We start from the raw sequence: 26,118 nt of genomic DNA, 5'->3' as shown, positions 1-26,118 counted from the left end.
TAAAGCATTTATGGTCTTTAGCAATTGAAGAACAGTTTTACATATTTTTCCCAGTTATTTTGGTTACATTATTGTTAACAATTAAAAAGCGATACAAAATAGGATAAAGTCCGTATAATTGTGTAAAAGTAAAAAGGCCATATAACAGTCCTTTTACGGTACAATGTTTTTAACGACAAAAACATACCCAGGAGGACTTTTACATGACCCAAGTACATTTTACACTGAAAAGCGAAGAGATTCAAAGCATTATTGAATATTCTGTAAAGGATGACGTTTCTAAAAATATTTTAACAACGGTATTTAATCAACTAATGGAAAATCAACGAACAGAATATATTCAAGCAAAAGAATATGAACGAACAGAAAACCGACAAAGTCAACGAAATGGCTATTATGAGCGCAGCTTTACGACACGTGTAGGCACGCTAGAATTAAAAGTACCCAGAACACGTGATGGTGAATTTTCACCGACGGTGTTTGAGCGTTATCAGCGAAATGAAAAGGCACTGCTCGCTTCAATGCTTGAGATGTATGTTTCAGGCGTTTCGACACGTAAAGTTTCAAAGATTGTTGAAGAGCTATGTGGAAAATCGGTATCGAAATCTTTTGTTTCTAGCCTGACTGAGCAGTTAGACCCGATGGTCAACGAATGGCAGAACCGTTCACTCTCAGGTACGAGTTATCCTTATCTGATGACTGATGTTCTCTACATAAAAGTCCGTGAGGACCATCGAGTGCTTTCTAAAAGCTGCCATATTGCGATCGGGATAACAGAAGGTGGTGATCGTGAAATCATTGGCTTCATGATCCAAAATGAAGAAAGTGATGACACATGGTCCATCTTCTTTGAATACTTAAAAGAACGCGGTCTACAGGGGACAGAACTCATCATTTCTGATGCCCATAAAGGCCTAGTGTCTGCAATTCGTAAGTCATTTACCAACGCAAGTTGGCAGAGATGCCAGGTCCATTTTTTAAGAAACATCTTCAGTTCCATTCCAAAAAAGAATTCAAAACCGTTTAGAGAAGCAGTAAAAGCGATCTTTAAGTTTACGGATATTGAACTCGCTCGAACAGCTAAGAATGCCTTAGTCGGTGAATATATCGACCAGTCTAAATATTCAAAAGCTTGCGCATCATTGGATGATGGATTCGAAGACGCCTTTCAATATACCGTACAAGGAAATTCCCACAATCGACTAAAGAGTACCAATCTAATTGAACGACTGAATCAAGAAGTACGCAGAAGAGAAAAGATTATTCGCATCTTCCCCAATCAAACATCAGCCAATCGCTTAATTGGAGCCGTTCTTATGGACCTACATGATGAATGGATTTATTCTTCAAGAAAATACATCAATTTTGATAAGTAGAAATGGTAAAAACATTGTATAGCATTTTACACAGGAGTCTGGACTTGACTTCTTTTTCAAATTAATACCCCCTGTATGTATTTGTAAAGTCATCATAATATAACGAATTATGTATTGCAATACTAAAATCTATATTTATAATTAAATTTAAATGTAAGTTTTACAACTTATAAAATAAATATTTTGCTCAAAGATTTATTCAGGAAGTAAAAGGCTTAAAACCGCAAAATCACGCTATTTCGATTAATAAAAACAGATAAAATATAGAGATATTTTTTATAATGAAAGCGTTTTAATGTATATAAGTTAAAAAATATTTTTAAGAATAAAGTGGGGCTTTGAATGTGCTGAGGTTTAATTTCGGAAATGGTTTTAAGAGATATAGAAAATAGAAAGTTGTTCATAATGTGCTGAGGTTTTATTAAAAAATAGAAAACACAAGTGCACTTTAGAATACAGCACACTTGCGTAATAGAGATATTATTCAAAAACAAGATGTAAATGATCTTTATCTGCTAATAATTGATTCACTTGAGCTAATAATTGTTCAGCATGGTCTTGCTGCGCGTCATTCATATGAATTAAAATTTTTCTTTCATCTTCAGTTGAGCGTTCTTTTATTAGATAGCCTTGCTTTTTTAAATTATTGAGAGCTCTAACAGTTTGAGGGTATTTATGGTGGATTGTTTCAATTAAATCTTTAAGAAGAACGATGTTTTTATTTTGAGAAGTGATAATAGCTAGAATTGTGAATTCTACAAAACTTAATGTTAGATGCTTTTTGATAATATTCTTGAAATACATTGTATACATCATCAAGTTTAGAAATTCTTTACTATCTTTTGGTATCATCTGTGATTCACTTTGATCTGCAAGGTTAAATTGTTTAATGATGTGATCAAACAATGTAACACGTTCTGCAATTTTCTCTCGTTGTTCTTCAGATATTGAAATGTAAGTATTACGCTCATCAATTTTACTTCGAACTTTACTAATATATGAATGTTTCACAAGTACTTTTATATGCTGTACTAAATCCGATTGTTTATAACATAAATCTGAAACAATCTTCTTAAATGGAAGTGTGTTTTCTTGCTGATGAAATAAATAAGTCAGTAATATAAATTCTTTTATAGTCATATCGACTTCAGGCTTGACTTTTTTCTTAAAACGAAACATATATGCTTCAATGATTATAAAATCTCTAATTTTGTCATGGTTATTATATTTCATTGTTTTATCTCCTTGTATATGCACTTTATTTTAATATAACACAATATAATAAGAAAAATAATCCATAATTTACAATTAAAAATAATATGATATTTTTATTAAAATTTGTGTTTTTGAATAAATGACATTATCAAACACTATATTTAAATAAGAAATAGTTATCGATATTTGAAAAATCGAAGAATATTGATTGATATTATAGAATATGAGTCGGTGTTATTTGTATATAAAGTATTAATATGTAATTAAGAAAGTCGACGCTTGTTAACAATAACGACAACTATATGTATAAAAAAACCTCGCAACGGTTAGTTAGCTTAAACATTTTGCTAACGTTGTTGTGAGGTCATTTTGTTTTAATAATATCGTTATAACTTTTTCACGGTTAATAATAAGTATATGAAGAATGGGGCACCAAAAGCAGCAATAAATACACCTGCTGGCACTTCTTTAGGTAAGAATAAGGTACGCCCAATTAAGTCTGCAATAACAATTGATATGGCACCAATCATTGCTGACATTAGTAACTTTTTAGCATAACTTCCGCGAACGATTGTTTTCGCGATATGTGGTGCGATTAAACCGACAAACCCAATGTTACCTACTAAACTGATTGCCATAGATACGAGTATAGTAGAAGTGATTAATTGGATTAGTTTCATACGTTGTACATGTAAGCCTAAGCCAATCGCTACAGGGTCATCAAGTATAGATATTTTCATTTTTGGTATAACAAGAAATAACAACGGCACAACAGCTAAAATAACCATACCCAAAATGATTGTATCTTTAAACGTAGCACCGTAAAGACTTCCGACTAGCCATGTATAAGCTTTGGCAGCAGATAATTGCTTCGTTGTAATGAGTAATCCTTGGACAAGCGCAATAAACAATGTTTGCATCGAAATACCGATGATTATGAGTGTTGTCGGGCGTATTTGTCCTTTCGTTTGAAACACTAATAGTATCATCATTGCAACTGCGCCACCTAATACTGCAAATAGTGGAAGTAAATGTATCGTTAAATGGCTGAAAAATGCAATAAAGACAACAGCACTTAAGCTAGCACCACCTGTGATTCCGATAATATCTGGTGAGGCAATTGGATTTTTCAATACATTTTGTAACATTAAACCACTCATCCCTAGTGCGGCACCAGCTAATATCGCAAGTGTAATGCGAGGTAAGCGTAATACTTCTAAAGTGAATTGATCTATACTGTCATTTGGATTTATAAAGTACATCAGTACGCGTTGTAATGGTATAAAGCTTGAACCAATCATCATACTTACCACTGAAACGATGGCTAAAAAGATTAACGCGAAGATGAGATGGTAATTGTCTTTTTTATTAATCTTTTCGGTCATAAGCGTTGACGTCCTTTCTTCATAATATAGATTAAGACAATAGCGCCAATGACAGCGGTAACGACACCGATAGGCAACTCTAGTGGCTTAATTATTATACGAGCAACAATGTCTGAAATGATCATTAGGATTGCTCCAGCTAATGCAGTAAAAGGAATTAAATACTTATAGTTTGGTGGTAATAATCGTTTGCTAATATTCGATACGATAAGACCCACAAAGACGATTGATCCAGCTACGGCTACCGAAATACCGGCTAACATACTGATAAGCATAATAATCATCCATTTGATTAATTTTATGTTTTGACCGAGGCCGGTTGCAATGTCGTCACTTGTCATCAAGATGTTGATGTGTGCAGCCATGCTAAATGCAATTAAAATAAGTATCAATACAAGCGGAATAACCCATGGGATATCCCAAATGTTACGTAATGAAACGGAGCCACTCAACCAAAATAATAGGCCTTGTAAGTCTGTTTCGTTCATAATAAGTATGCCTTGAGTAAAGGCTGTAAATAGCATCGCAATCGCAGCACCTGCCAAAATGACACGATGAGGTGAAAATAGGGTTTGTCTAAACATACCTAGTGCAACGACTAAGACTGTAACAACAATAGCCCCCAAAAATGCGATGACAACAATCATTTTAAAAGATTGAATTTGGATAAATGTAATACTAAAGATGACAAAAAATACTGCGCCTGCATTGACACCGAAAAGCCCTGGTGATGCTATTGGGTTTCGTGTAAGTGCTTGCATCAACAAACCTGAGACAGCAAGGGCAGCACCAGTCAATAACGCAATGATTGTTCTCGACGCCCGTGCACCAGTGACAACATCATGTAAATCGTTTTCACTATCAAAGTTGAATAACGCCTGTATCACCGTACCTGGTGACACAAGCGTATTTCCAATCATTAAACTTAAGATAGCTACTATTGCAAGACATAAACCAGCAATAACGATTTGGTATTTTGGTTTAAGTAGCATCGTAAAACTCCTTAATTATTTTGATTGTTTTTCAATATTTAACTTTTCATATAAATCGTCAATAAGTTTTAATGATGATTTATATCCGCCAGCTAAGTTCCAAGTGATTTCATCTAAATCATCAGATACTTGGTTGTTTTTAACTGCGTCTAAATTTTTCCACTCTTTACTTGAAGTCCATTCGCTTTCAGTCTTTTTAACTAATGCAGCATCTTTCGCATTTGGATCTGATTTTACTACAAAAATATGATCAGCGTTCATTAATGGAATGCTTTCTTTAGATGTAAGTTGGATAATATCTTTACCATTATCAACTTGTTTTTGTAAGTCTTTATTACGTTTGAATCCTAAATCATTTAAGATTTCACCAGCATATCCACCAGCATAAATTCTTGTATGATCAGCACGGAAGTTAACAACTGAAGCTTGCAATGGCCATGCATCTTTATACTTTGCTTTTGCATCTTTTTGGAATGCAGCTACTTTATCATCGTACTTTTTAAGTAAATCTTCAGCTTCTTTTTCTTTCCCTAAAGCTTTCCCCATTAACTTAGTTGTATCTTTGAATTTGAAAACTGTATCAGTAGAAACTGTTGGTGCGATTTTAGATAATTGATCGTAAACTTTTTCATTTCTAACTTTTGACGCGACAATTAAGTCCGGTTTTAATTTAGAGATTTCCTCTAAGTTAGGTGCAGGTTCTTGACCTACAATCTTAGTATCTTTTAAATCATTTTTTATGTATTCGAATTTCGGTTTTTGTGTCCATGATTCTACAGCACCTACAGGTTTAACACCTAAAGATACAGCGACGTCAGTGGCACCTTGATATAGCGTAACAACACGCTTTGGTTTCCCTTTAATTTCAGTTGTACCCATTGCATGTTTAATTGAAGTTGTTTCCTTATCTTTGTTATCAGATGATTGTTTATTTGAATTCCCACTACATCCTGCTAAAACAAGTAGGAAAGCAAGCGTAACAACAAGCATTTTAATTACTTTATTCATTGACTAATTAGCCTCCTTCGTGATGTATGACAATGAGAATCATTATCACGGTTTAGTATGAATTAAATTTTTTCCTAAGTCAATAAAATATTTATGATTTACATGCAACTTATAATTATTTGACATATAAATGCATAAAAAATATAATCCTAATTACTTGATAGTGAGAATCATTATCAATTAGGTAACACACAATATTATAGAATTTTAAATTTGAGGAGGAAGCGCTTTTGATTGAAAAAAGTCAAGTATGTCACGATTCATTGTTAGATTCTGTAGGGCAAACACCTATGGTTCAACTTCATCAACTATTTCCGAAACATGAAGTGTTTGCAAAGTTAGAGTATATGAATCCTGGAGGCAGCATGAAAGATCGACCTGCCAAGTACATCATTGAACATGGTATTAAACATGGTTTAATCACTGAGAATACACATTTAATTGAAAGTACTTCTGGTAATTTAGGCATTGCGTTGGCAATGATAGCTAAAATCAAGGGATTAAAACTCACGTGTGTTGTTGATCCTAAAATATCACCAACAAATTTGAAAATTATTAAAAGTTATGGTGCCAATGTAGAAATGGTTGAAGAACCTGATGCACATGGGGGTTATTTAATGACTCGTATTGCAAAGGTGCAAGAACTGTTAGCCACTATTGACGATGCATATTGGATTAATCAATATGCGAATGAGTTAAATTGGCAATCCCATTATCATGGTGCAGGCACAGAGATTGTTGAAACAATTAAGCAACCTATAGATTATTTTGTCGCGCCAGTCAGCACGACAGGTAGCATTATGGGTATGAGTAGAAAAATAAAAGAAGTGCATCCAAACGCACAAATTGTTGCTGTTGATGCGAAAGGGTCAGTCATTTTTGGTGACAAACCTATTAATAGAGAATTACCTGGTATCGGTGCTAGTCGTGTACCCGAAATATTGAATAGATCAGAAATTAATCAAGTGATCCATGTAGATGATTATCAATCTGCTTTGGGCTGTCGAAAACTGATTGATTATGAAGGCATATTTGCTGGAGGTCCAACAGGTTCGATTATTGCAGCGATTGAGCAGTTGATAACGTCAATTGAAGAAGGTGCAACAATTGTCACGATTTTACCAGATCGAGGCGATCGTTACTTAGATTTAGTTTATTCAGATACATGGTTAGAAAAAATGAAATCAAGACAAGGAGTTAAATCAGAATGAATAGAGAGATGTTGTATTTAAATAGATCAGATATTGAACAAGCGGGAGGAAATCATTCACAAGTTTATGTGGACGCATTAACAGAGGCATTAACAGCGCATGCGCACAATGATTTTGTACAACCGCTTAAGCGGTATTTAAGACAGGATCCTGAAAATGGACACATCGCAGATCGAATTATTGCAATGCCAAGTCATATCGGTGGTGAACACGCAATTTCAGGTATTAAGTGGATAGGTAGTAAGCACGACAATCCATCGAAACGTAATATGGAGCGTGCAAGTGGTGTTATTATTTTGAATGATCCAGAAACGAATTATCCAATTGCAGTTATGGAAGCAAGTTTGATTAGTAGTATGCGTACTGCAGCAGTTTCAGTGATTGCAGCTAAGCATTTGGCTAAAAAAGGATTTAAAGATTTAACAATCATTGGTTGCGGGCTAATCGGAGACAAGCAATTACAAAGTATGTTAGAGCAATTCGATCATATTGAACGCGTGTTTGTTTACGATCAATTCTCTGAAGCATGTGCACGCTTTGTTGATAGATGGCAACAACAGCGTCCGGAAATTAATTTTATTGCGACAGAAAATGCTAAAGAAGCAGTATCAAATGGTGAAGTAGTCATTACATGTACCGTAACGGATCAACCATACATTGAATATGATTGGTTACAAAAGGGTGCATTTATTAGCAACATTTCTATCATGGATGTGCATAAAGAAGTCTTTATTAAAGCTGACAAAGTCGTAGTAGATGACTGGTCACAATGTAATCGAGAAAAGAAAACTATTAACCAATTAGTGTTAGAAGGTAAATTCAGCAAAGAAGCACTTCATGCTGAACTAGGACAACTTGTGACAGGTGACATACCAGGACGTGAAGACGATGATGAAATCATATTACTTAATCCGATGGGTATGGCTATCGAAGATATTTCAAGTGCTTACTTTATTTATCAACAGGCACAACAACAAAATATTGGGACAACATTGAACCTATATTAAGAATGCGAGGTGTCTGAACATTGCAGAATCATACAGCAGTCAATACAGCACAAACGATAATATTAAGGGATTTAGTTGATGCATTATTATTTGAAGATATAGCCGGCATTGTATCGAATAGTGAGATTACTAAAGAAAATGGACAAACCATTTTGATATACAAACGTGAAACACAACAAATAAAGATACCTGTTTATTTTAGTGCTTTAAATATGTTTCGTTATGAAAGTTCACAACCAATTACGATAGAAAGAAGGACGTCTAAACAACCACTAACTGCAACTGAATTTTGGCAAACAATCGCTAATATGAATTGTGATTTAAGTCATGAATGGGAAGTGGCTCGCGTTGAAGAAGGACTGACTACTGCTGCCACACAGCTTGCTAAACAATTATCAGAATTAGATTTAGCGTCACATCCTTTTGTGATGTCAGAGCAGTTTGCAAGTTTAAAAGATCGTCCATTTCATCCATTAGCTAAAGAAAAAAGAGGATTAAGAGAAGCGGATTATCAAGTGTATCAAGCTGAATTAAATCAATCATTTCCTTTAATGGTTGCAGCAGTTAAAAAGACACATATGATTCATGGCGATACTGCAAATATCGATGAATTAGAATCATTGACAGCACCTATAAAAGAACAAGCGACAGATATGTTAAATGATCAAGCGTTATCAATAGATGACTATGTACTATTTCCGGTACATCCTTGGCAATATCAGCATATTCTGCCGAACGTCTTTGCGAAAGAGATTAGTGAAAAGTTGGTTGTACTATTACCGTTAAAATTTGGAGATTATCTGTCATCTTCAAGTATGCGTTCATTAATTGATATTGGCGCACCGTATAACCATGTCAAAGTACCATTTGCAATGCAGTCATTAGGCGCATTAAGACTAACGCCTACGCGTTACATGAAAAACGGAGAACAAGCAGAACAATTATTACGTCAGCTTATAGAAAAAGATGAAGCACTAGCTAAGTATGTCATGGTTTGTGATGAAACAGCTTGGTGGTCATATATGGGTCAAGATAATGATATTTTCAAAGATCAATTAGGCCATTTAACTATTCAGCTAAGAAAATATCCCGAAGTGCTAGCCAAAAATGATACGCAACAGCTAGTTTCAATGGCAGCACTCGCGGCAAATGATCGCACCTTATATCAAATGATTTGTGGAAAAGATAATATTTCTAAAAATGATGTTATGACGTTATTTGAAGATATCGCACAAGTCTTTTTAAAGGTAACACTATCATTTATGCAATACGGCGCATTACCTGAGTTGCATGGTCAAAATATATTGTTGTCATTTGAAGATGGACGTGTACAAAAATGCGTGTTACGTGATCATGATACTGTCAGAATTTATAAACCATGGCTAACAGCACATCAGCTTTCATTGCCGAAGTATGTCGTCAGAGAAGATACACCTAATACGCTAATTAATGAAGATTTGGAAACATTCTTTGCTTATTTTCAAACATTAGCTGTATCGGTAAATCTATATGCCATTATTGATGCAATTCAAGATTTATTTGGTGTAAGTGAGCATGAACTTATGTCGTTGTTAAAACAAATTTTAAAAAATGAAGTGGCAACTATTTCTTGGGTTACAACTGATCAGCTAGCTGTCAGACACATTTTATTTGATAAACAGACGTGGCCATTTAAACAAATTTTATTACCATTGCTATATCAACGTGATAGTGGTGGAGGTAGTATGCCTTCAGGTTTAACTACCGTACCAAATCCAATGGTGACATATGATTAATCAGTCTATATGGCGCAGTAACTTTCGCATTTTATGGCTCAGTCAGTTTATAGCGATTGCTGGACTGACAGTACTTGTGCCATTATTGCCAATTTATATGGCATCACTACAAAATCTATCAGTCGTAGAAATACAGTTGTGGAGTGGTATAGCGATTGCTGCTCCAGCTGTAACGACGATGATAGCTTCGCCGATATGGGGGAAGCTAGGTGATAAGATCAGTCGAAAATGGATGGTGTTAAGAGCGTTACTTGGTTTGGCGGTATGTTTATTTTTAATGGCATTGTGTACTACACCATTACAGTTTGTACTTGTGAGGTTATTGCAGGGACTATTTGGTGGTGTTGTTGATGCATCAAGTGCGTTTGCGAGTGCAGAGGCGCCAGCTGAAGATCGTGGAAAGGTATTAGGAAGACTGCAAAGTTCAGTCAGCGCAGGGTCTCTTGTGGGGCCATTAATTGGCGGTGTTACAGCTTCGATATTAGGTTTTAGTGCGTTACTGATGAGTATTGCCGTTATTACTTTTATTGTCTGTATTTTCGGTGCATTAAAATTGATTGAAACGACACATATGCCAAAATCACAAACACCAAATATTAATAAAGGTATTCGCCGTTCATTTCAATGTCTATTATGCACACAACAAACGTGTCGATTTATTATCGTTGGCGTTTTAGCAAACTTTGCTATGTATGGCATGCTAACTGCATTATCACCACTTGCTTCATCAGTGAATCATACAGCGATAGATGACCGTAGTGTGATTGGATTTTTACAGTCCGCATTTTGGACGGCTTCGATATTAAGCGCGCCTTTATGGGGTCGCTTTAATGATAAATCATATGTTAAATCAGTATATATATTTGCCACGATTGCATGTGGTTGTAGTGCGATACTGCAAGGTTTAGCGACGAATATAGAGTTTTTAATGGCTGCAAGAATACTTCAAGGATTAACATATAGCGCATTGATTCAAAGTGTCATGTTTGTTGTTGTAAATGCTTGTCATCAGCAACTTAAAGGCACATTTGTTGGAACGACGAACAGTATGTTAGTTATTGGTCAAATTATTGGTAGTCTTAGTGGCGCTGCCATTACAAGTTATACTACACCAGCTACTACGTTTATCGTTATGGGCATAGTATTTGCTGTAAGTAGTTTATTTTTAATTTGTTCAACCATCACTAATCAAATCAACGATCACACATTAATGAAATTATGGGAGTTGAAACAAAAAAGTGCAAAATAAAGAATTAATACAACATGCAGCGTATGCGGCTATCGAACGTATTTTAAATGAATATTTTAGAGAAGAAAATTTATATCAAGTGCCACCTCAAAATCATCAATGGTCTATACAATTGTCAGATCTCGAAACTTTAACAGGTCAATTCGCTTATTGGTCTGCGATGGGGCATCATATGTATCATCCAGAGGTATGGCTAATTGATGGAAAAATTAAAAAATTAACAACTTATAAAGAAGCCATTGCGCGTATTTTGCAACATATGGCTCAAAGTGCAGATAATCAAACGGCAGTGCAACAACATATGGCGCAAATTATGTCTGACATCGATAATAGCATTCATCGCACGGCGCGTTATTTGCAAAGTAACACAATAGACTACGCAGAGGATCGCTATATCGTTTCAGAACAATCTTTATACTTAGGTCATCCATTTCATCCGACTCCTAAGAGTGCAAGTGGGTTTTCAGAAGCAGATTTAGAGAAATATGCACCCGAATGTCATACGTCATTCCAATTGCATTATTTAGCTGTGCATCAAGATGTTCTGCTCACGCGCTATGTAGAAGGTAAAGAAGATCAGGTTGAGAAAGTGTTGTATCAATTAGCAGATATAGACATATCAGAGATACCTAAAGATTTTATTTTATTACCAATACATCCTTATCAAATCAATGTGTTGCGACAGCATCCACAGTATATGCAATATAGTGAACAAGGTTTAATAAAAGACCTTGGCGTTTCCGGTGATTCAGTTTACCCGACGTCTTCGGTTAGAACTGTATTTTCAAAAGCATTAAACATTTATTTAAAATTACCGATACACGTTAAAATTACTAATTTTATACGTACGAATGATCTTGAACAAATTGAACGGACAATCGATGCCGCACAAGTTATCGCATCAGTCAAAGATGAGGTTGAAACACCCCATTTTAAATTGATGTTTGAAGAAGGCTATCGTGCATTGTTACCGAATCCATTAGGACAAACAGTTGAACCTGAAATGGATTTATTAACAAATAGTGCCATGATTGTTCGTGAAGGGATACCGAATTACCATGCTGATAAAGATATTCATGTATTGGCGTCATTATTTGAAACGATGCCTGATTCACCGACCTCTAAGTTATCACAAGTGATTGAGCAAAGTGGTTTAGCGCCAGAAGCATGGCTTGAATGTTATTTGGATCGTACATTATTGCCGATATTAAAGCTGTTTAGTAACACAGGCATTAGTCTAGAAGCACATGTACAAAATACATTAATTGAATTAAAAGATAGCATACCCGACGTATGCTTTGTCAGAGATCTTGAAGGCATTTGTCTATCTAGAACGATTGCTACTGAAAAACAACTTGTGCCAAATGTTGTGGCAGCATCTAGCCCTGTTGTATATGCACATGATGAAGCGTGGCATCGTCTTAAATATTATGTTGTAGTAAATCACTTAGGACATTTAGTATCAACCATTGGTAAAGCGACTAGAAATGAAGTTGTGTTATGGCAACTTGTAGCGCATCGTCTTATGACTTGGAAAAAAGAATACGCGAATAACGCAGTATTTGTTGACTGTGTAGAAGATTTATATCAAACGCCGACCATTGCGGCTAAAGCGAATTTGATGAGTAAATTGAATGATTGTGGTGCAAACCCTATTTATACACATATACCAAATCCAATTTGTCATAACAAGGAGGTATCGTATTGTGAATCAAACAATTCTTAATCGTGTAAAGACTAGAGTGATGCATCAACTGGTATCCTCACTTATTTATGAGAATATCGTTGTTTATAAGACGTCATATCAAGACGGTGTCGGTCATTTTACAATAGAAGGACAAGATTCAGAGTATCGTTTTACTGCTGAAAAGACACATAGCTTTGATCGTATACGTATCACATCACCAATTGAGCGTGTCGTAGGAGATGAGGCAGATACAACAACAGACTATACACAATTACTGAGAGAGGTTGTATTTACATTTCCTAAAAATGATGAAAAGTTAGAACAATTTATTGTCGAGTTATTACAGACAGAACTAAAAGATACACAAAGTATGCAGTATCGAGAATCAACCCCACCAGCAACACCTGAGACATTTAACGACTATGAATTTTATGCGATGGAAGGTCATCAGTATCATCCAAGTTACAAATCACGTTTAGGATTTACGTTGAGTGATAATTTGAAATTTGGTCCTGACTTTGTACCAAACGTTAAACTGCAATGGTTAGCTATCGACAAAGATAAAGTAGAAACGACGGTATCAAGAAATGTTGTAGTTAACGAAATGTTACGTCAACAAGTTGGCGATAAGACTTATGAACATTTTGTACAGCAAATTGAAGCGTCTGGTAAACATGTAAATGATGTTGAGATGATACCTGTACACCCATGGCAGTTTGAACATGTCATCCAAGTTGATTTGGCTGAAGAAAGGCTTAATGGCACAGTACTATGGTTAGGGGAAAGTGATGAGCTATATCACCCTCAACAATCGATTCGTACGATGTCGCCAATAGACACGACAAAATATTATTTAAAGGTACCAATAAGTATAACGAATACTTCAACGAAACGAGTGTTGGCGCCTCATACAATTGAAAATGCAGCGCAAATTACGGATTGGTTAAAGCAGATACAGCAACAAGATACGTATTTAAAAGATGAATTAAAGACAGCTTTTCTAGGGGAAGTCTTAGGACAGTCTTATTTAAATACACAACTTTCGCCTTATAAACAAACTCAAGTTTATGGTGCGTTAGGTGTTATATGGCGTGAAAATATATATCATATGTTAATCGATGAAGAGGATGCGATACCATTTAATGCACTTTATGCGAGTGATAAGGATGGTGTACCATTCATTGAAAATTGGATTAAACAATATGGTTCTGAAGCTTGGACAAAGCAATTTTTAGCTGTAGCGATTCGTCCAATGATTCATATGCTTTATTATCACGGTATTGCCTTTGAATCGCATGCACAAAATATGATGCTTATTCATGAAAATGGTTGGCCTACACGTATTGCCTTAAAAGATTTCCATGATGGTGTTCGTTTTAAGCGTGAGCATTTAAGTGAAGCTGCTTCACACCTGACATTAAAGCCAATGCCAGAAGCACATAAAAAAGTGAATAGTAATTCATTTATTGAAACAGATGACGAACGTTTAGTACGCGACTTTTTACATGATGCATTTTTCTTTATTAATATCGCCGAAATCATCTTATTTATTGAAAAGCAATATGATATCGATGAGAAGCTGCAATGGAAATGGGTTAAAGGCATCATCGAGGCGTATCAAGAAGCATTTCCAGAGTTGAATAACTATCAACATTTCGATTTGTTTGAACCTACGATTCAAGTTGAAAAGTTAACGACACGTCGATTATTAAGTGACTCCGAGTTAAGAATTCATCATGTTACAAATCCATTAGGTGTAGGAGGTATTACTGATGCAACAACTATCTCTGAAACATAGATTAAACAATGGTGATTCAGTTTATGGCATTTTTAATTCTATACCGGACCCATTAATGATAGAGGTTATCGCAGCAAGCGGGTATGACTTTGTTGTGATTGATACAGAACACGTGGCGATTAATGATGAGACACTAGCGCATTTAATTCGTGCAGCTGAAGCAGCGCATATTATACCAATTGTACGTGTCACTGCAGTGATAGATAGAGATATCATTAAAGTGTTGGATATGGGTGCGAGAGGTATTATTGTGCCACACGTTAAAGATCGTGAGACAGTTGAGCATATTGTGAAATTAAGTCGTTATTACCCGCAAGGATTAAGAAGTTTGAATGGTGGTCGCATGGCAAGATTTGGACGTACACCATTACTTGATGCAATGGAGATGGCTAATGAGCATATTATGGTGATTGCCATGATAGAAGATGTTGAAGGGGTTATGGCCATTGACGATATAGCACAAGTCGAAGGTTTAGACATGATAGTCGAAGGTGCCGCAGATTTATCCCAGTCACTTGGCATACCATGGCAAACGCGTGATGATCAAGTAACATCACATGTTCAACATATTTTTGAAGTTGTGAATGCACATGGTAAACATTTTTGTGCATTACCACGTGAAGATGAAGATATTGCAAAATGGCAGGCACAAGGTGTACAAACATTTATTTTAGGTGATGATCGTGGAAAAATATATCGCCATTTAAGTGCATCTCTAGCGACGTCTAAACAGAAGGGGGATGAAGACTAATGCGTATAGTTCAACCCGTTATTGAACAATTAAAAGCACAATCTCATCCAGTTTGTCATTATATCTATGATTTAGTTGGACTGGAACATCATTTGCAACATATTACATCGTCATTGCCTAGTAATTGTCAGATGTACTATGCAATGAAAGCAAATAGTGAACGAACAATCCTAGATACAATTAGTCAGTATGTTGAAGGATTCGAAGTTGCATCTCAAGGTGAAATAGCAAAAGGTCTTGCTTTTAAACCAGCAAATCATATTATTTTTGGTGGCCCTGGTAAGACAGACGAGGAACTAAGATATGCAGTAAGTGAAGGTGTTCAGCGTATTCATGTTGAAAGTATGCATGAATTACAACGGCTAAATGCCATCTTAGAAGATGAAGATAAGACACAACACATTTTATTGCGTGTTAATTTAGCAGGACCATTTCCCAATGCAACGTTGCATATGGCAGGACGCCCAACACAATTTGGTATTTCTGAAGACGAAGTTGATGATGTCATTGAAGCTGCGCTAGCAATGCCAAATATTCATTTAGATGGATTTCATTTTCATTCTATTTCTAACAATTTAGACTCGAATTTACATGTCGATGTAGTGACACTTTATTTTAAAAAAGCAAAGGCATGGTCTGAAAAACATCAATTTCCTCTCAAACATATCAATCTTGGTGGTGGCATAGGCGTTAACTATGCAGATTTAACTAGCCAATTTGAGTGGGATAATTTTGTAGAAAATTTTAAAACACTTATCGTTGAGCAAGAAATGGAAGATGTGACATTGAACTTTGAATGTGGGCGCTTTATTGTGGCACATATTGGTTACTATGTGACAGAAGTGCTAGATATTAAGAAAGTACATGGTGCTTGGTATGCCATTTTAAGAGGAGGTACGCAACAATTTAGATTGCCGGTATCTTGGCAGCATAACCATCCTTTTGACATTTATCGCTATAAGGACAATCCATATTCATTTGAAAAAGTTTCAATTTCGAGGCAGGACACAACGTTAGTCGGTCAATTATGTACACCGAAAGATGTCTTTGCTAGAGAAGTACAGATAGATGCAATCAGTACAGGCGACGTTATTGTTTTCAAATATGCAGGTGCATACGGATGGTCTATTTCACATCACGATTTCTTAAGCCATCCACATCCTGAATTTATTTATTTAACGCAAACAAAGGAGGATGAATAACTATTGAATCATATTCATGAACATTTAAAATTGGTACCAGTAGATAAGATTGATCTTCACGAAACATTCGAACCTTTAAGATTGGAAAAGACGAAAAGTAGTATTGAAGCAGATGATTTTATACGTCATCCTATTTTAGTGACAGCGATGCAACATGGTAGATATATGGTTATAGATGGTGTGCATCGGTATACAAGTTTGAAAGCGTTAGGATGTAAGAAAGTTCCAGTGCAAGAAATCCATGAAACACAATATTCAATTAGTACATGGCAACATAAAGTTCCATTTGGTGTGTGGTGGGAAACGTTACAACAAGAACATCGCTTGCCATGGACTACTGAGACAAGACAAGAAGCGCCATTTATTACGATGTGTCATGGTGATACAGAACAATATTTGTATACAAAAGATTTAGGCGAAGCACATTTTCAAGTATGGGAAAAGGTTGTCGCAAGTTATAGTGGTTGTTGTTCTGTAGAGAGAATTGCACAAGGTACATATCCTTGTCTTTCTCAACAAGATGTACTCATGAAGTATCAGCCATTGAGTTATAAGGAAATTGAAGCAGTTGTTCATAAAGGGGAAACTGTGCCAGCAGGTGTGACACGCTTTAATATTTCAGGACGATGTCTTAATCTTCAAGTACCACTGGCATTACTTAAACAAGATGATGATGTTGAACAACTGCGCAATTGGAAGCAGTTTTTAGCAGATAAGTTTGCCAATATGAGATGCTATACTGAAAAAGTATACTTGGTGGAGCAATAGTTTTACTGTGATGTTGAGAGAAATATGATGATTTAGCGTATTGATAGCGAAAATATAATAAACAATATAGTGTGGAGAACTTTTGATATTTTATAAATATTAAAGTTCTCTATTTTTGTATTTTGCATATAAAAATTAAATAAAATAAGGTATATTAAGGTAAAGTATAAATTTTAAATAAATGGGGAATGAGTATGAATATGGATTTAATTATAGGAAGAATAGCTATTTGGATAGGCATCGCAGTGCAAATGTATTATAACGTCGTCATTGTTAGCATGACAACCTTTATCATTTTTATAAATGCTGAAGGAGCAAGCCCTGAAATAGCTGTTTTAATAGCATTAGTAATCATTCTTATCTTAACTTTACCACCTATCCTAACCGCGATTAACTTAGAGAATAAAATGGAAGTAAAAGGTACGCTTTTTATTGTTTATGCGATTGTGGCATTTTGTATGTTTAATTACCTTTCATCAATGTTATGGGTGGTTTGCGGCATTTTTCTTATTTGGACTAAATATTCAAAAGATGGGTCAACAGGTAAGAATGAAAATAAAAAAGTTGATATTGAAAGTACAGAGAATCAATTTGAATCTAAAGATAAAATTACTAAAGAATAAAGTGAATATTTGTGGTAGTGTATAAAGTTTAAATAAATGGGGAATGAGCATGAGGAAAAATATAGAATTGATATTAATATGGATGGGTATATATATTCAAATAGCATACATGGCTATTATAGCTTTGCTCATATATATATTTACATTATTTTTTGGATCATTTTTTGGATTTTTATTTTTGTTAACAGGTAATGAAATTGGAGATTTATTAAAAACACCCACTTCATTTATGATATTTGCTACATGTCTAATTATATTTTCAGTCTTACCTGTTACTGTACTAGCATTTGACTTATCTAAAAGAAGAATTTTAAAAGGTATCATATTAGTTGTATATGCGATTATTGCTGCGTTATTATACAACTTTGTATCTGCAATACTTTGGTTTATTGTAGCCATTTCTCTTTTTATTAGAAAAAAATCTTTATCTGCAGAAAATACTGTTGCTGTTCAAAGTCACAAAGGAGCTTCTAAACAAGAAATACGTTATAAACTTGTGTACAAGTCTGTCTCGATAAAACATAGTGATGATTCAATTAAAGTAGCACATACAGTGGGAAATAAAAAACTAATTGATGACAAAACAATTGATATTCACCTTGATTCAAGTGAAATATTAAAAAAGATTAGTACTGACGCAAATCAAGCATCACATAAAGACACGTGTAAAAAGGAACTTGATAGTCAAGACATGATAGAACATCCTGAGTTTAAAAATCCCACGACTAAAAACCTAGAAGGATTAAACGAAGAAGTACATAAAGATGAAGCTACAACTAAAGTTGACAGTGATAATACGGAACCGCCGATTGAATCAAAAGACCATGTCTCGAAAAAAGATTGATAACAAACTAATCGAGAGACTTAAAAAATAATATTCAACATAAGCACTTTTAAAACGACATTTAAACGCATTGCCAATCACTAAAGGTAGTGCGTTTAACTATACCTTAAATATCTGAATATTTTGTTAAATGGAGTTACCTTTGTTGTACTATTCAAATGAAGAGGAGTAAAATGTAATTAAAGGAAAGTAATTTGAGGAGTGATCTTTATGACAAACAACAAAGTAGCATTAGTAACTGGCGGAGCACAAGGGATTGGTTTTAAAATTGCAGAACGTTTAGTGGAAGATGGTTTCAAAGTAGCAGTTGTTGATTTCAATGAAGAAGGGGCAAAAGCAGCTGCACTTAAATTATCAAGTGATGGTACAAAAGCTATTGCTATCAAAGCAGACGTATCAAACCGTGATGATGTATTTAATGCAGTAAGACAAACTGCAGCGCAATTTGGCGATTTCCATGTTATGGTTAACAATGCCGGCCTTGGACCAACAACACCAATCGATACAATTACTGAAGAACAGTTTAAAACAGTATATGGCGTGAACGTAGCAGGTGTGCTATGGGGTATTCAAGCCGCACATGAACAATTTAAAAAATTCAATCATGGCGGTAAAATTATCAATGCAACATCTCAAGCAGGCGTTGAGGGTAACCCAGGCTTGTCTTTATATTGCAGTACAAAATTCGCAGTGCGAGGTTTAACACAAGTAGCCGCACAAGATTTAGCGTCTGAAGGTATTACTGTGAATGCATTCGCACCTGGTATCGTTCAAACACCAATGATGGAAAGTATCGCAGTGGCAACAGCCGAAGAAGCAGGTAAACCTGAAGCATGGGGCTGGGAACAATTTACAAGTCAGATTGCTTTGGGCAGAGTTTCTCAACCAGAAGATGTTTCAAATGTAGTGAGCTTCTTAGCTGGTAAAGACTCTGATTACATTACTGGACAAACAATTATTGTAGATGGTGGTATGAGATTCCGTTAATAATCATCCACTAATGATAAATAAATCCTTATTGTTAAGTTTAATCACTTAGCAGTAAGGATTTTTTAGTGCACTTAGAAGGGATTGTATTGGTAGAAAATTAATAACAGAAGTTCCTAAATGAGTTATGATGTCACTGTCTAATGCATCAGTTGAAAGCATTACTAGTATTAACACACTCAAGATATTATAAAATATCACAAAAACCCCACTATCTAATTTATCTCAATAAAAATTCACAAAGTTATCTCATTTTATTTTTATAAATAAAAAATATCTATAAAAAGCTTACAATACTTTATGTTTTTATGATATATTTTTAATGTATAAAAGAGGTGGAAGATTTGGAAAGAGTTTTGATAACTGGTGGGGCTGGTTTTATTGGGTCGCATTTAGTAGATGATTTACAACAAGATTATGATGTTTATGTTCTAGATAACTATAGAACAGGTAAACGAGAAAATATTAAAAGTTTGGCTGACGATCATGTGTTTGAATTAGATATTCGTGAATATGATGCAGTTGAACAAATCATGAAGACATATCAATTTGATTATGTTATTCATTTAGCAGCATTAGTTAGTGTTGCTGAGTCGGTTGAGAAACCTATCTTATCTCAGGAAATAAACGTCGTAGCAACATTAAGATTGTTAGAAATCATTAAAAAATATAATAGTCGTATAAAACGTTTTATCTTTGCTTCGTCAGCAGCTGTTTATGGTGATCTTCCCGATTTACCTAAAAATGATCAATCATTAATCTTACCATTATCACCATATGCAATAGATAAATATTACGGCGAACGGACGACATTAAATTATTGCTCGTTATATAACATACCAACAGCGGTTGTTAAATTTTTTAATGTATTTGGGCCAAGACAGGACCCTAAGTCACAATATTCAGGTGTGATTTCAAAGATGTTCGATTCATTTGAGCATAACAAGCCATTTACATTTTTTGGTGACGGACTGCAAACTAGAGATTTTGTATATGTATATGATGTTGTTCAATCTGTACGCTTAATTATGGAACACAAAGATGCAATTGGACACGGTTATAATATTGGTACAGGCACTTTTACTAATTTATTAGAGGTTTATCGTATTATTGGTGAATTATATGGAAAATCAGTCGAGCATGAATTTAAAGAAGCACGAAAAGGAGATATTAAGCATTCTTATGCAGATATTTCTAACTTAAAGGCATTAGGATTTGTTCCTAAATATACAGTAGAAACAGGTTTAAAGGATTACTTTAATTTTGAGGTAGATAATATTGAAGAAGTTACAGCTAAAGAAGTGGAAATGTCATAAAAATAACATTGAAGATGTTCATATAAATAAAAATTATAATTATCAAAGAAAATTAGATGCACTCGAAGAAGTGAGAAAAGGCTATTACCCAATTAAACGTGCGATTGACTTAGTATTAAGTATCGTTTTATTATGTTTAACATTTCCGATTATGTTCATATTCGCCATTGCTATTGTCATAGATTCGCCAGGAAATCCTATTTATAGTCAGGTTAGAGTTGGGAAGATGGGTAAATTAATTAAAATATACAAATTACGTTCGATGTGTAAAAACGCAGAGAAAAATGGTGCGCAATGGGCTGATAAAGATGATGATCGTATAACAAATGTCGGGAAGTTTATTCGTAAAACACGCATTGATGAATTACCACAACTAATTAATGTTGTTAAAGGGGAAATGAGTTTTATTGGACCACGCCCGGAACGTCCGGAATTTGTAGAATTATTTAGTTCAGAAGTGATAGGTTTCGAGCAAAGATGTCTTGTTACACCAGGGTTAACAGGACTTGCGCAAATTCAAGGTGGATATGACTTAACACCGCAACAAAAACTGAAATATGACATGAAATATATACATAAAGGTAGTTTAATGATGGAACTATATATATCAATTAGAACATTGATGGTTGTTATTACAGGGGAAGGCTCAAGGTAGTCTTAATTTACTTAATAAGTTCAAATAAAAGTTACATTTTAAAGATTGTGACCAATTGTTACAGTATAACGAGGAATCCCTTGAGACAGTATCAAATGGCATTAAGAAATATGTGCCATCATTGATTTGCATGGCTATAAATACTATTCATCTGATGAGATAGCTATGTTAAGAAATTGAAAGTATAGCGTTAAAGGGGTTTGTAACAGTTGAAAATTATATATTGTATTACTAAAGCAGACAATGGTGGTGCACAAACACATCTCATTCAACTCGCCAACCATTTTTGCGTACACCATGATGTTTATGTCATTGTAGGCAATCATGGACCAATGATTGAACAACTAGATGCAAGAGTTAATGTAATTATTATCGAACATTTAGTAGGTCCAATTGACTTTAAACAAGATATTTTAGCTGTCAAAGTGTTAGCACAGTTATTCTCGAAAATTAAACCTGATGTTATCCATTTACATTCTTCCAAAGCTGGAACGGTCGGACGAATTGCGAAGTTCATTTCGAAATCGAAAGACACACGTGTAGTTTTTACAGCGCATGGATGGGCTTTTACAGAGGGTGTTAAACCAGCTAAAAAATTTCTATATCTAGTTATCGAAAAATTAATGTCACGTATTACAGATAGCATTATTTGTGTTTCAGATTTCGATAAACAGTTAGCGCTAAAATATCGATTTAATCGATTGAAATTAACCACAATACATAATGGTATTGCAGATGTTCCCGCTGTTAAGCAAACGCTAAAAAGCCAATCACATAACAATATTGGCGAAGTAGTTGGAATGTTGCCTAATAAACAAGATTTACAGATTAATGCCCCGACAAAGCATCAATTTGTTATGATTGCAAGATTTGCTTATCCAAAATTGCCACAAAATCTAATCGCGGCAATAGAGATATTGAAATTACATAACAGTAATCATGCGCATTTTACATTTATAGGCGATGGACCTACATTAAATGATTGTCAGCAACAAGTTGTACAAGCTGGGTTAGAAAATGATGTCACATTTTTGGGCAATGTCATTAATGCGAGTCATTTATTATCACAATACGATACGTTTATTTTAATAAGTAAGCATGAAGGTTTGCCAATTAGCATTATCGAAGCTATGGCTACAGGTTTGCCTGTTATAGCCAGTCATGTTGGCGGTATTTCAGAATTAGTAACTGATAATGGTATATGTATGATGAACAACCAACCCGAAACTATTGCCAAAGTCCTGGAAAAATATTTAATAGACAGTGATTACATCAAAATGAGTAATCAATCTAGAAAACGTTATTTAGAATGTTTTACTGAGGAGAAAATGATTAAAGAAGTGGAAGACGTTTATAATGGAAAATCAACACAATAGTAAATTACTAACATTGTTACTTATCGGTTTAGCGGTTTTTATTCAGCAATCTTCGGTTATTGCCGGTGTGAATGTTTCTATAGCTGACTTTATCACATTACTAATATTAGTTTATTTACTGTTTTTCGCTAACCATTTATTAAAGGCAAATCATTTTTTACAGTTTTTCATTATTTTGTATACATATCGTATGATTATTACGCTTTGTTTACTATTTTTTGATGATTTGATATTTATTACGGTTAAGGAAGTTCTTGCATCTACAGTTAAATATGCATTTGTAGTCATTTATTTCTATTTAGGGATGATCATCTTTAAGTTAGGTAATAGCAAGAAAGTGATCGTTACCTCTTATATTATAAGCAGTGTGACTATAGGTTTATTTTGTATTATAGCCGGTTTGAACAAGTCCCCTTTACTAATGAAATTGTTATACTTTGATGAAATACGTTCAAAAGGATTAATGAATGACCCTAACTATTTCGCGATGACACAGATTATCACATTGGTACTTGCTTACAAGTATATTCATAATTACATATTCAAGGTTCTTGCATGTGGCATTCTGCTATGGTCATTAACTACAACCGGATCTAAGACTGCGTTTATCATATTAATCGTCTTAGCCATTTATTTCTTTATTAAAAAGTTATTTAGCAGAAATGCGGTAAGTGTTGTGAGTATGTTAGTGATTATGCTGATATTACTTTGTTTTACCTTTTATAATATCAACTACTATTTATTCCAATTGAGCGATCTAGATGGCTTACCATCTTTAGATCGAATGGCATCAATTTTTGAAGAGGGATTTGCATCATTAAATGATAGTGGGTCTGAGCGAAGTGTTGTATGGATAAATGCCATTTCAGTAATTAAATATACACTAGGTTTTGGTGTCGGATTAGTGGATTATGTACATATTGGCTCGCAAATTAATGGTATTTTACTTGTTGCCCATAATACATATTTGCAGATTTTTGCGGAATGGGGCATTTTATTCGGTGCATTATTTATCATATTTATGCTTTATTTACTGTTTGAATTATTTAGATTTAACATTTCTGGGAAAAATGTAACCGCAATTGTTGTAATGTTGACGATGCTGATTTACTTTTTAACAGTATCGTTTAATAACTCAAGATATGTCGCTTTTATTTTAGGAATTATCGTCTTTATTGTTCAATATGAAAAGATGGAAAGGGATCGTAATGAAGAGTGATTCACTAAAAGAAAATATTATTTATCAAGGGCTATACCAATTGATTAGGACGATGACACCACTGATTACAATACCCATTATTTCACGTGCATTTGGTCCCAGTGGTGTAGGTATTGTTTCATTTTCTTTCAATATCGTGCAATACTTTTTGATGATTGCAAGTGTTGGCGTTCAGTTATATTTTAATAGAGTTATCGCGAAGTCCGTTAACGACAAACGGCAATTGTCTCAGCAGTTTTGGGATATCTTTGTCAGTAAATTATTTTTAGCGTTAACAGTTTTTGCGATGTATATGGTCGTAATTACTATATTTATAGATGATTACTATCTTATTTTCCTACTACAAGGAATCTATATAATAGGTGCAGCACTCGATATTTCATGGTTTTATGCTGGAACTGAAAAGTTTAAAATACCTAGCCTTAGTAATATTGTTGCGTCTGGTATTGTATTAAGTGTCGTTGTTATCTTTGTCAAAGATCAATCAGATTTATCATTGTATGTATTTACTATTGCTATTGTGACGGTATTAAACCAATTACCTTTGTTTATCTATTTAAAACGATACATTAGCTTTGTTTCGGTTAATTGGATACACGTCTGGCAATTGTTTCGTTCGTCATTAGCATACTTATTACCAAATGGACAGCTCAACTTATATACTAGTATTTCTTGCGTTGTTCTTGGTTTAGTAGGCACATACCAACAAGTTGGTATCTTTTCTAACGCATTTAATATTTTAACGGTCGCAATCATAATGATTAATACATTTGATCTTGTAATGATTCCGCGTATTACCAAAATGTCTATCCAGAAATCACATAGTTTAACTAAAACGTTAGCTAATAATATGAATATTCAATTGATATTAACAATACCTATGGTCTTTGGTTTAATTGCAATTATGCCATCATTTTATTTATGGTTCTTTGGTGAGGAATTCGCATCAACTGTCCCATTGATGACCATTTTGGCGATACTTGTATTAATCATTCCTTTAAATATGTTGATAAGCAGGCAATATTTATTAATAGTGAATAAAATAAGATTATATAATGCGTCAATTACTATTGGTGCGGTAATGAATTTAGTATTATGTCTTGTTTTGATATATTTTTATGGAATTTACGGTGCTGCTATTGCGCGTTTAATTACAGAGTTTTTCTTGCTCATTTGGCGATTTATTGATATTACTAAAATCAATGTGAAGTTGAATATTGTAAGTACGATTCAATGTGTCATTGCTGCCGTTATGATGTTTATTGTGCTTGGTGTGGTCAATCATTATTTGCCCCCTACAATGTACGCTACGCTGCTATTAATTGCGATTGGTATAGTAGTTTATCTTTTATTAATGATGACTATGAAAAATCAATACGTATGGCAAATATTGAGGCATCTTCGACATAAAACAATTTAAGTATCGGTAACGCTATACTTTAGAAATTTAAGATGAAGAAGAAAAGGCAATTTCTTATTGAAAAATGGAAGTTGTCTTTTTTAATTCTTTTTAAAAGCGGGAAACAAAAGCAGTTAAATGCCTTTTTGCATTCAATGTTAAATATTATATCAATTTCGAATATTTAAATTTTATATAATTGGATATAACAAATAAATAATAATTATTGCAAAACACACCCGAAATTAATTATTATAAAAGTATATTCATAAAAG

The 26,118-nt window shown here is 34.2% G+C and carries 23 protein-coding genes and 1 pseudogene; 20 read left to right on the top strand and 4 right to left on the bottom strand.

The genetic code is table 11. The features are described from left to right. Both JV528_RS14760 and JV528_RS13790 read left to right on the top strand, forming a co-directional pair. A pseudogene (locus tag JV528_RS14760) lies at positions 1 to 104 on the top strand (hypothetical protein); the annotation flags it as partial. Positions 105 to 203: 99 nt separating this feature from the next. After that, positions 204 to 1,376, top strand: coding sequence for an IS256-like element ISEnfa4 family transposase (locus JV528_RS13790; protein WP_032495458.1), 1,173 nt, complete (start codon positions 204 to 206; stop codon positions 1,374 to 1,376). A gap of 480 nt (positions 1,377 to 1,856) precedes the next feature. On the opposite strand, the gene sarS is transcribed toward JV528_RS13790, so the two are convergent. From sarS to sirA, 4 genes are all read right to left on the bottom strand, one after another. After that, positions 1,857 to 2,609: an HTH-type transcriptional regulator SarS gene (sarS, locus tag JV528_RS13785; protein WP_000876752.1), complete on the bottom strand. Its 753-nt coding sequence runs from the start codon at positions 2,607 to 2,609 to the stop codon at positions 1,857 to 1,859. A gap of 368 nt (positions 2,610 to 2,977) precedes the next feature. Then, entirely contained in the window at positions 2,978 to 3,976 is a 999-nt protein-coding gene (gene sirC, locus JV528_RS13780) for a staphyloferrin B ABC transporter permease subunit SirC (RefSeq protein ID WP_000136629.1), read from the bottom strand. Beyond that, complete coding sequence (sirB, locus tag JV528_RS13775) at positions 3,973 to 4,968, bottom strand: FecCD family ABC transporter permease (RefSeq protein ID WP_204177506.1); 996 nt, start codon at positions 4,966 to 4,968, stop codon at positions 3,973 to 3,975. Before sirB ends, sirC begins: the two co-directional genes overlap by 4 nt. A 15-nt stretch (positions 4,969 to 4,983) precedes the next feature. Then, positions 4,984 to 5,976, bottom strand: a complete 993-nt coding sequence (gene sirA / locus JV528_RS13770) for a staphyloferrin B ABC transporter substrate-binding protein SirA (RefSeq protein ID WP_001045117.1) — start codon at positions 5,974 to 5,976, stop codon at positions 4,984 to 4,986. Positions 5,977 to 6,206: 230 nt separating this feature from the next. Between sirA and sbnA the strand changes: the two genes are divergently transcribed. The 18 genes from sbnA (at position 6,207) to JV528_RS13680 (ending at position 25,864) form a co-directional block, all read left to right on the top strand. Further along, on the top strand, positions 6,207 to 7,187 hold the full coding sequence (gene sbnA / locus JV528_RS13765; protein WP_204254855.1) for a 2,3-diaminopropionate biosynthesis protein SbnA: 981 nt from the start codon (positions 6,207 to 6,209) through the stop codon (positions 7,185 to 7,187). Beyond that, positions 7,184 to 8,194 carry a 2,3-diaminopropionate biosynthesis protein SbnB gene (gene sbnB, locus JV528_RS13760; protein WP_204177508.1) on the top strand — a complete coding sequence of 337 codons (1,011 nt, stop codon included), beginning with the start codon at positions 7,184 to 7,186 and terminating at the stop codon, positions 8,192 to 8,194. The genes sbnA and sbnB overlap by 4 nt, the downstream gene beginning before the upstream one ends. 20 nt (positions 8,195 to 8,214) lie before the next feature. Then, on the top strand, positions 8,215 to 9,969 hold the full coding sequence (sbnC, locus tag JV528_RS13755; protein ID WP_204254854.1) for a staphyloferrin B biosynthesis protein SbnC: 1,755 nt from the start codon (positions 8,215 to 8,217) through the stop codon (positions 9,967 to 9,969). Next, on the top strand, positions 9,962 to 11,218 hold the full coding sequence (gene sbnD, locus JV528_RS13750) for a staphyloferrin B export MFS transporter (protein ID WP_000610049.1): 1,257 nt from the start codon (positions 9,962 to 9,964) through the stop codon (positions 11,216 to 11,218). The genes sbnC and sbnD overlap by 8 nt, the downstream gene beginning before the upstream one ends. Further along, positions 11,208 to 12,944, top strand: a complete 1,737-nt coding sequence (gene sbnE / locus JV528_RS13745) for an L-2,3-diaminopropanoate--citrate ligase SbnE (protein WP_001179874.1) — start codon at positions 11,208 to 11,210, stop codon at positions 12,942 to 12,944. The genes sbnD and sbnE overlap by 11 nt, the downstream gene beginning before the upstream one ends. Beyond that, complete coding sequence (sbnF, locus tag JV528_RS13740; RefSeq protein ID WP_078061078.1) at positions 12,853 to 14,703, top strand: 3-(L-alanin-3-ylcarbamoyl)-2-[(2-aminoethylcarbamoyl)methyl]-2-hydroxypropanoate synthase SbnF; 1,851 nt, start codon at positions 12,853 to 12,855, stop codon at positions 14,701 to 14,703. The genes sbnE and sbnF overlap by 92 nt, the downstream gene beginning before the upstream one ends. Next, positions 14,678 to 15,454, top strand: coding sequence for a staphyloferrin B biosynthesis citrate synthase SbnG (gene sbnG / locus JV528_RS13735; RefSeq protein ID WP_001186805.1), 777 nt, complete (start codon positions 14,678 to 14,680; stop codon positions 15,452 to 15,454). Before sbnF ends, sbnG begins: the two co-directional genes overlap by 26 nt. Beyond that, entirely contained in the window at positions 15,454 to 16,656 is a 1,203-nt protein-coding gene (sbnH, locus tag JV528_RS13730; protein WP_001223711.1) for a staphyloferrin B biosynthesis decarboxylase SbnH, read from the top strand. The genes sbnG and sbnH overlap by 1 nt, the downstream gene beginning before the upstream one ends. Positions 16,657 to 16,659: 3 nt before the next feature. Next, positions 16,660 to 17,424 carry a bifunctional transcriptional regulator/O-phospho-L-serine synthase SbnI gene (gene sbnI, locus JV528_RS13725; RefSeq protein ID WP_001015549.1) on the top strand — a complete coding sequence of 255 codons (765 nt, stop codon included), beginning with the start codon at positions 16,660 to 16,662 and terminating at the stop codon, positions 17,422 to 17,424. A gap of 194 nt (positions 17,425 to 17,618) precedes the next feature. Continuing rightward, positions 17,619 to 18,047 carry a hypothetical protein gene (locus JV528_RS13720; protein WP_001055593.1) on the top strand — a complete coding sequence of 143 codons (429 nt, stop codon included), beginning with the start codon at positions 17,619 to 17,621 and terminating at the stop codon, positions 18,045 to 18,047. A 49-nt stretch (positions 18,048 to 18,096) separates the two neighbouring features. Beyond that, positions 18,097 to 18,891, top strand: a complete 795-nt coding sequence (locus JV528_RS13715) for a hypothetical protein (RefSeq protein ID WP_001230656.1) — start codon at positions 18,097 to 18,099, stop codon at positions 18,889 to 18,891. A 210-nt stretch (positions 18,892 to 19,101) separates the two neighbouring features. Beyond that, on the top strand, positions 19,102 to 19,878 hold the full coding sequence (locus JV528_RS13710) for a (S)-acetoin forming diacetyl reductase (protein WP_000183771.1): 777 nt from the start codon (positions 19,102 to 19,104) through the stop codon (positions 19,876 to 19,878). A 143-nt stretch (positions 19,879 to 20,021) separates the two neighbouring features. Beyond that, complete coding sequence (locus JV528_RS13705; protein ID WP_014532536.1) at positions 20,022 to 20,144, top strand: hypothetical protein; 123 nt, start codon at positions 20,022 to 20,024, stop codon at positions 20,142 to 20,144. A gap of 69 nt (positions 20,145 to 20,213) precedes the next feature. After that, positions 20,214 to 21,194 (top strand): NAD-dependent epimerase/dehydratase family protein, encoded by a 981-nt coding sequence (locus tag JV528_RS13700; RefSeq protein WP_072433290.1) that lies wholly within the window; start codon positions 20,214 to 20,216, stop codon positions 21,192 to 21,194. Next, the gene (locus tag JV528_RS13695) at positions 21,157 to 21,849 is read left to right on the top strand and encodes a sugar transferase (RefSeq protein WP_000736077.1); all 693 of its coding nucleotides are present in this window, start codon (positions 21,157 to 21,159) and stop codon (positions 21,847 to 21,849) included. Before JV528_RS13700 ends, JV528_RS13695 begins: the two co-directional genes overlap by 38 nt. 209 nt (positions 21,850 to 22,058) lie before the next feature. Continuing rightward, entirely contained in the window at positions 22,059 to 23,225 is a 1,167-nt protein-coding gene (locus JV528_RS13690) for a glycosyltransferase family 4 protein (RefSeq protein WP_000692495.1), read from the top strand. Next, positions 23,206 to 24,444, top strand: a complete 1,239-nt coding sequence (locus tag JV528_RS13685) for an O-antigen ligase family protein (RefSeq protein ID WP_000431231.1) — start codon at positions 23,206 to 23,208, stop codon at positions 24,442 to 24,444. The genes JV528_RS13690 and JV528_RS13685 overlap by 20 nt, the downstream gene beginning before the upstream one ends. Next, the gene (locus tag JV528_RS13680; RefSeq protein WP_065315805.1) at positions 24,434 to 25,864 is read left to right on the top strand and encodes an oligosaccharide flippase family protein; all 1,431 of its coding nucleotides are present in this window, start codon (positions 24,434 to 24,436) and stop codon (positions 25,862 to 25,864) included. The genes JV528_RS13685 and JV528_RS13680 overlap by 11 nt, the downstream gene beginning before the upstream one ends. Positions 25,865 to 26,118 lie beyond the last annotated feature (254 nt).

This window comes from Staphylococcus sp. GDB20D11A, assembly GCF_016893255.1.
In the GTDB taxonomy this organism is placed as follows: domain Bacteria; phylum Bacillota; class Bacilli; order Staphylococcales; family Staphylococcaceae; genus Staphylococcus; species Staphylococcus aureus.
This window is presented reverse-complemented; position numbering and strand designations above follow the sequence as displayed.

Coding starts and splice junctions, on each gene's coding strand:
- JV528_RS13680 (WP_065315805.1), top strand. CDS start 24,434: ATGAAGAGTGATTCACTAAAAGAAAATATTATTTATCAAGGGCTATAC.
- sbnB (WP_204177508.1), top strand. CDS start 7,184: ATGAATAGAGAGATGTTGTATTTAAATAGATCAGATATTGAACAAGCG.
- sbnD (WP_000610049.1), top strand. CDS start 9,962: ATGATTAATCAGTCTATATGGCGCAGTAACTTTCGCATTTTATGGCTC.
- JV528_RS13705 (WP_014532536.1), top strand. CDS start 20,022: ATGCATCAGTTGAAAGCATTACTAGTATTAACACACTCAAGATATTAT.
- JV528_RS13715 (WP_001230656.1), top strand. CDS start 18,097: ATGAGGAAAAATATAGAATTGATATTAATATGGATGGGTATATATATT.
- sbnF (WP_078061078.1), top strand. CDS start 12,853: ATGATTGTGGTGCAAACCCTATTTATACACATATACCAAATCCAATTT.
- JV528_RS13685 (WP_000431231.1), top strand. CDS start 23,206: ATGGAAAATCAACACAATAGTAAATTACTAACATTGTTACTTATCGGT.
- JV528_RS13720 (WP_001055593.1), top strand. CDS start 17,619: ATGAATATGGATTTAATTATAGGAAGAATAGCTATTTGGATAGGCATC.
- sbnG (WP_001186805.1), top strand. CDS start 14,678: ATGCAACAACTATCTCTGAAACATAGATTAAACAATGGTGATTCAGTT.
- sarS (WP_000876752.1), bottom strand. CDS start 2,609: ATGAAATATAATAACCATGACAAAATTAGAGATTTTATAATCATTGAA.
- sirC (WP_000136629.1), bottom strand. CDS start 3,976: ATGACCGAAAAGATTAATAAAAAAGACAATTACCATCTCATCTTCGCG.
- JV528_RS13790 (WP_032495458.1), top strand. CDS start 204: ATGACCCAAGTACATTTTACACTGAAAAGCGAAGAGATTCAAAGCATT.
- sirB (WP_204177506.1), bottom strand. CDS start 4,968: ATGCTACTTAAACCAAAATACCAAATCGTTATTGCTGGTTTATGTCTT.
- sirA (WP_001045117.1), bottom strand. CDS start 5,976: ATGAATAAAGTAATTAAAATGCTTGTTGTTACGCTTGCTTTCCTACTT.
- JV528_RS13710 (WP_000183771.1), top strand. CDS start 19,102: ATGACAAACAACAAAGTAGCATTAGTAACTGGCGGAGCACAAGGGATT.
- sbnH (WP_001223711.1), top strand. CDS start 15,454: ATGCGTATAGTTCAACCCGTTATTGAACAATTAAAAGCACAATCTCAT.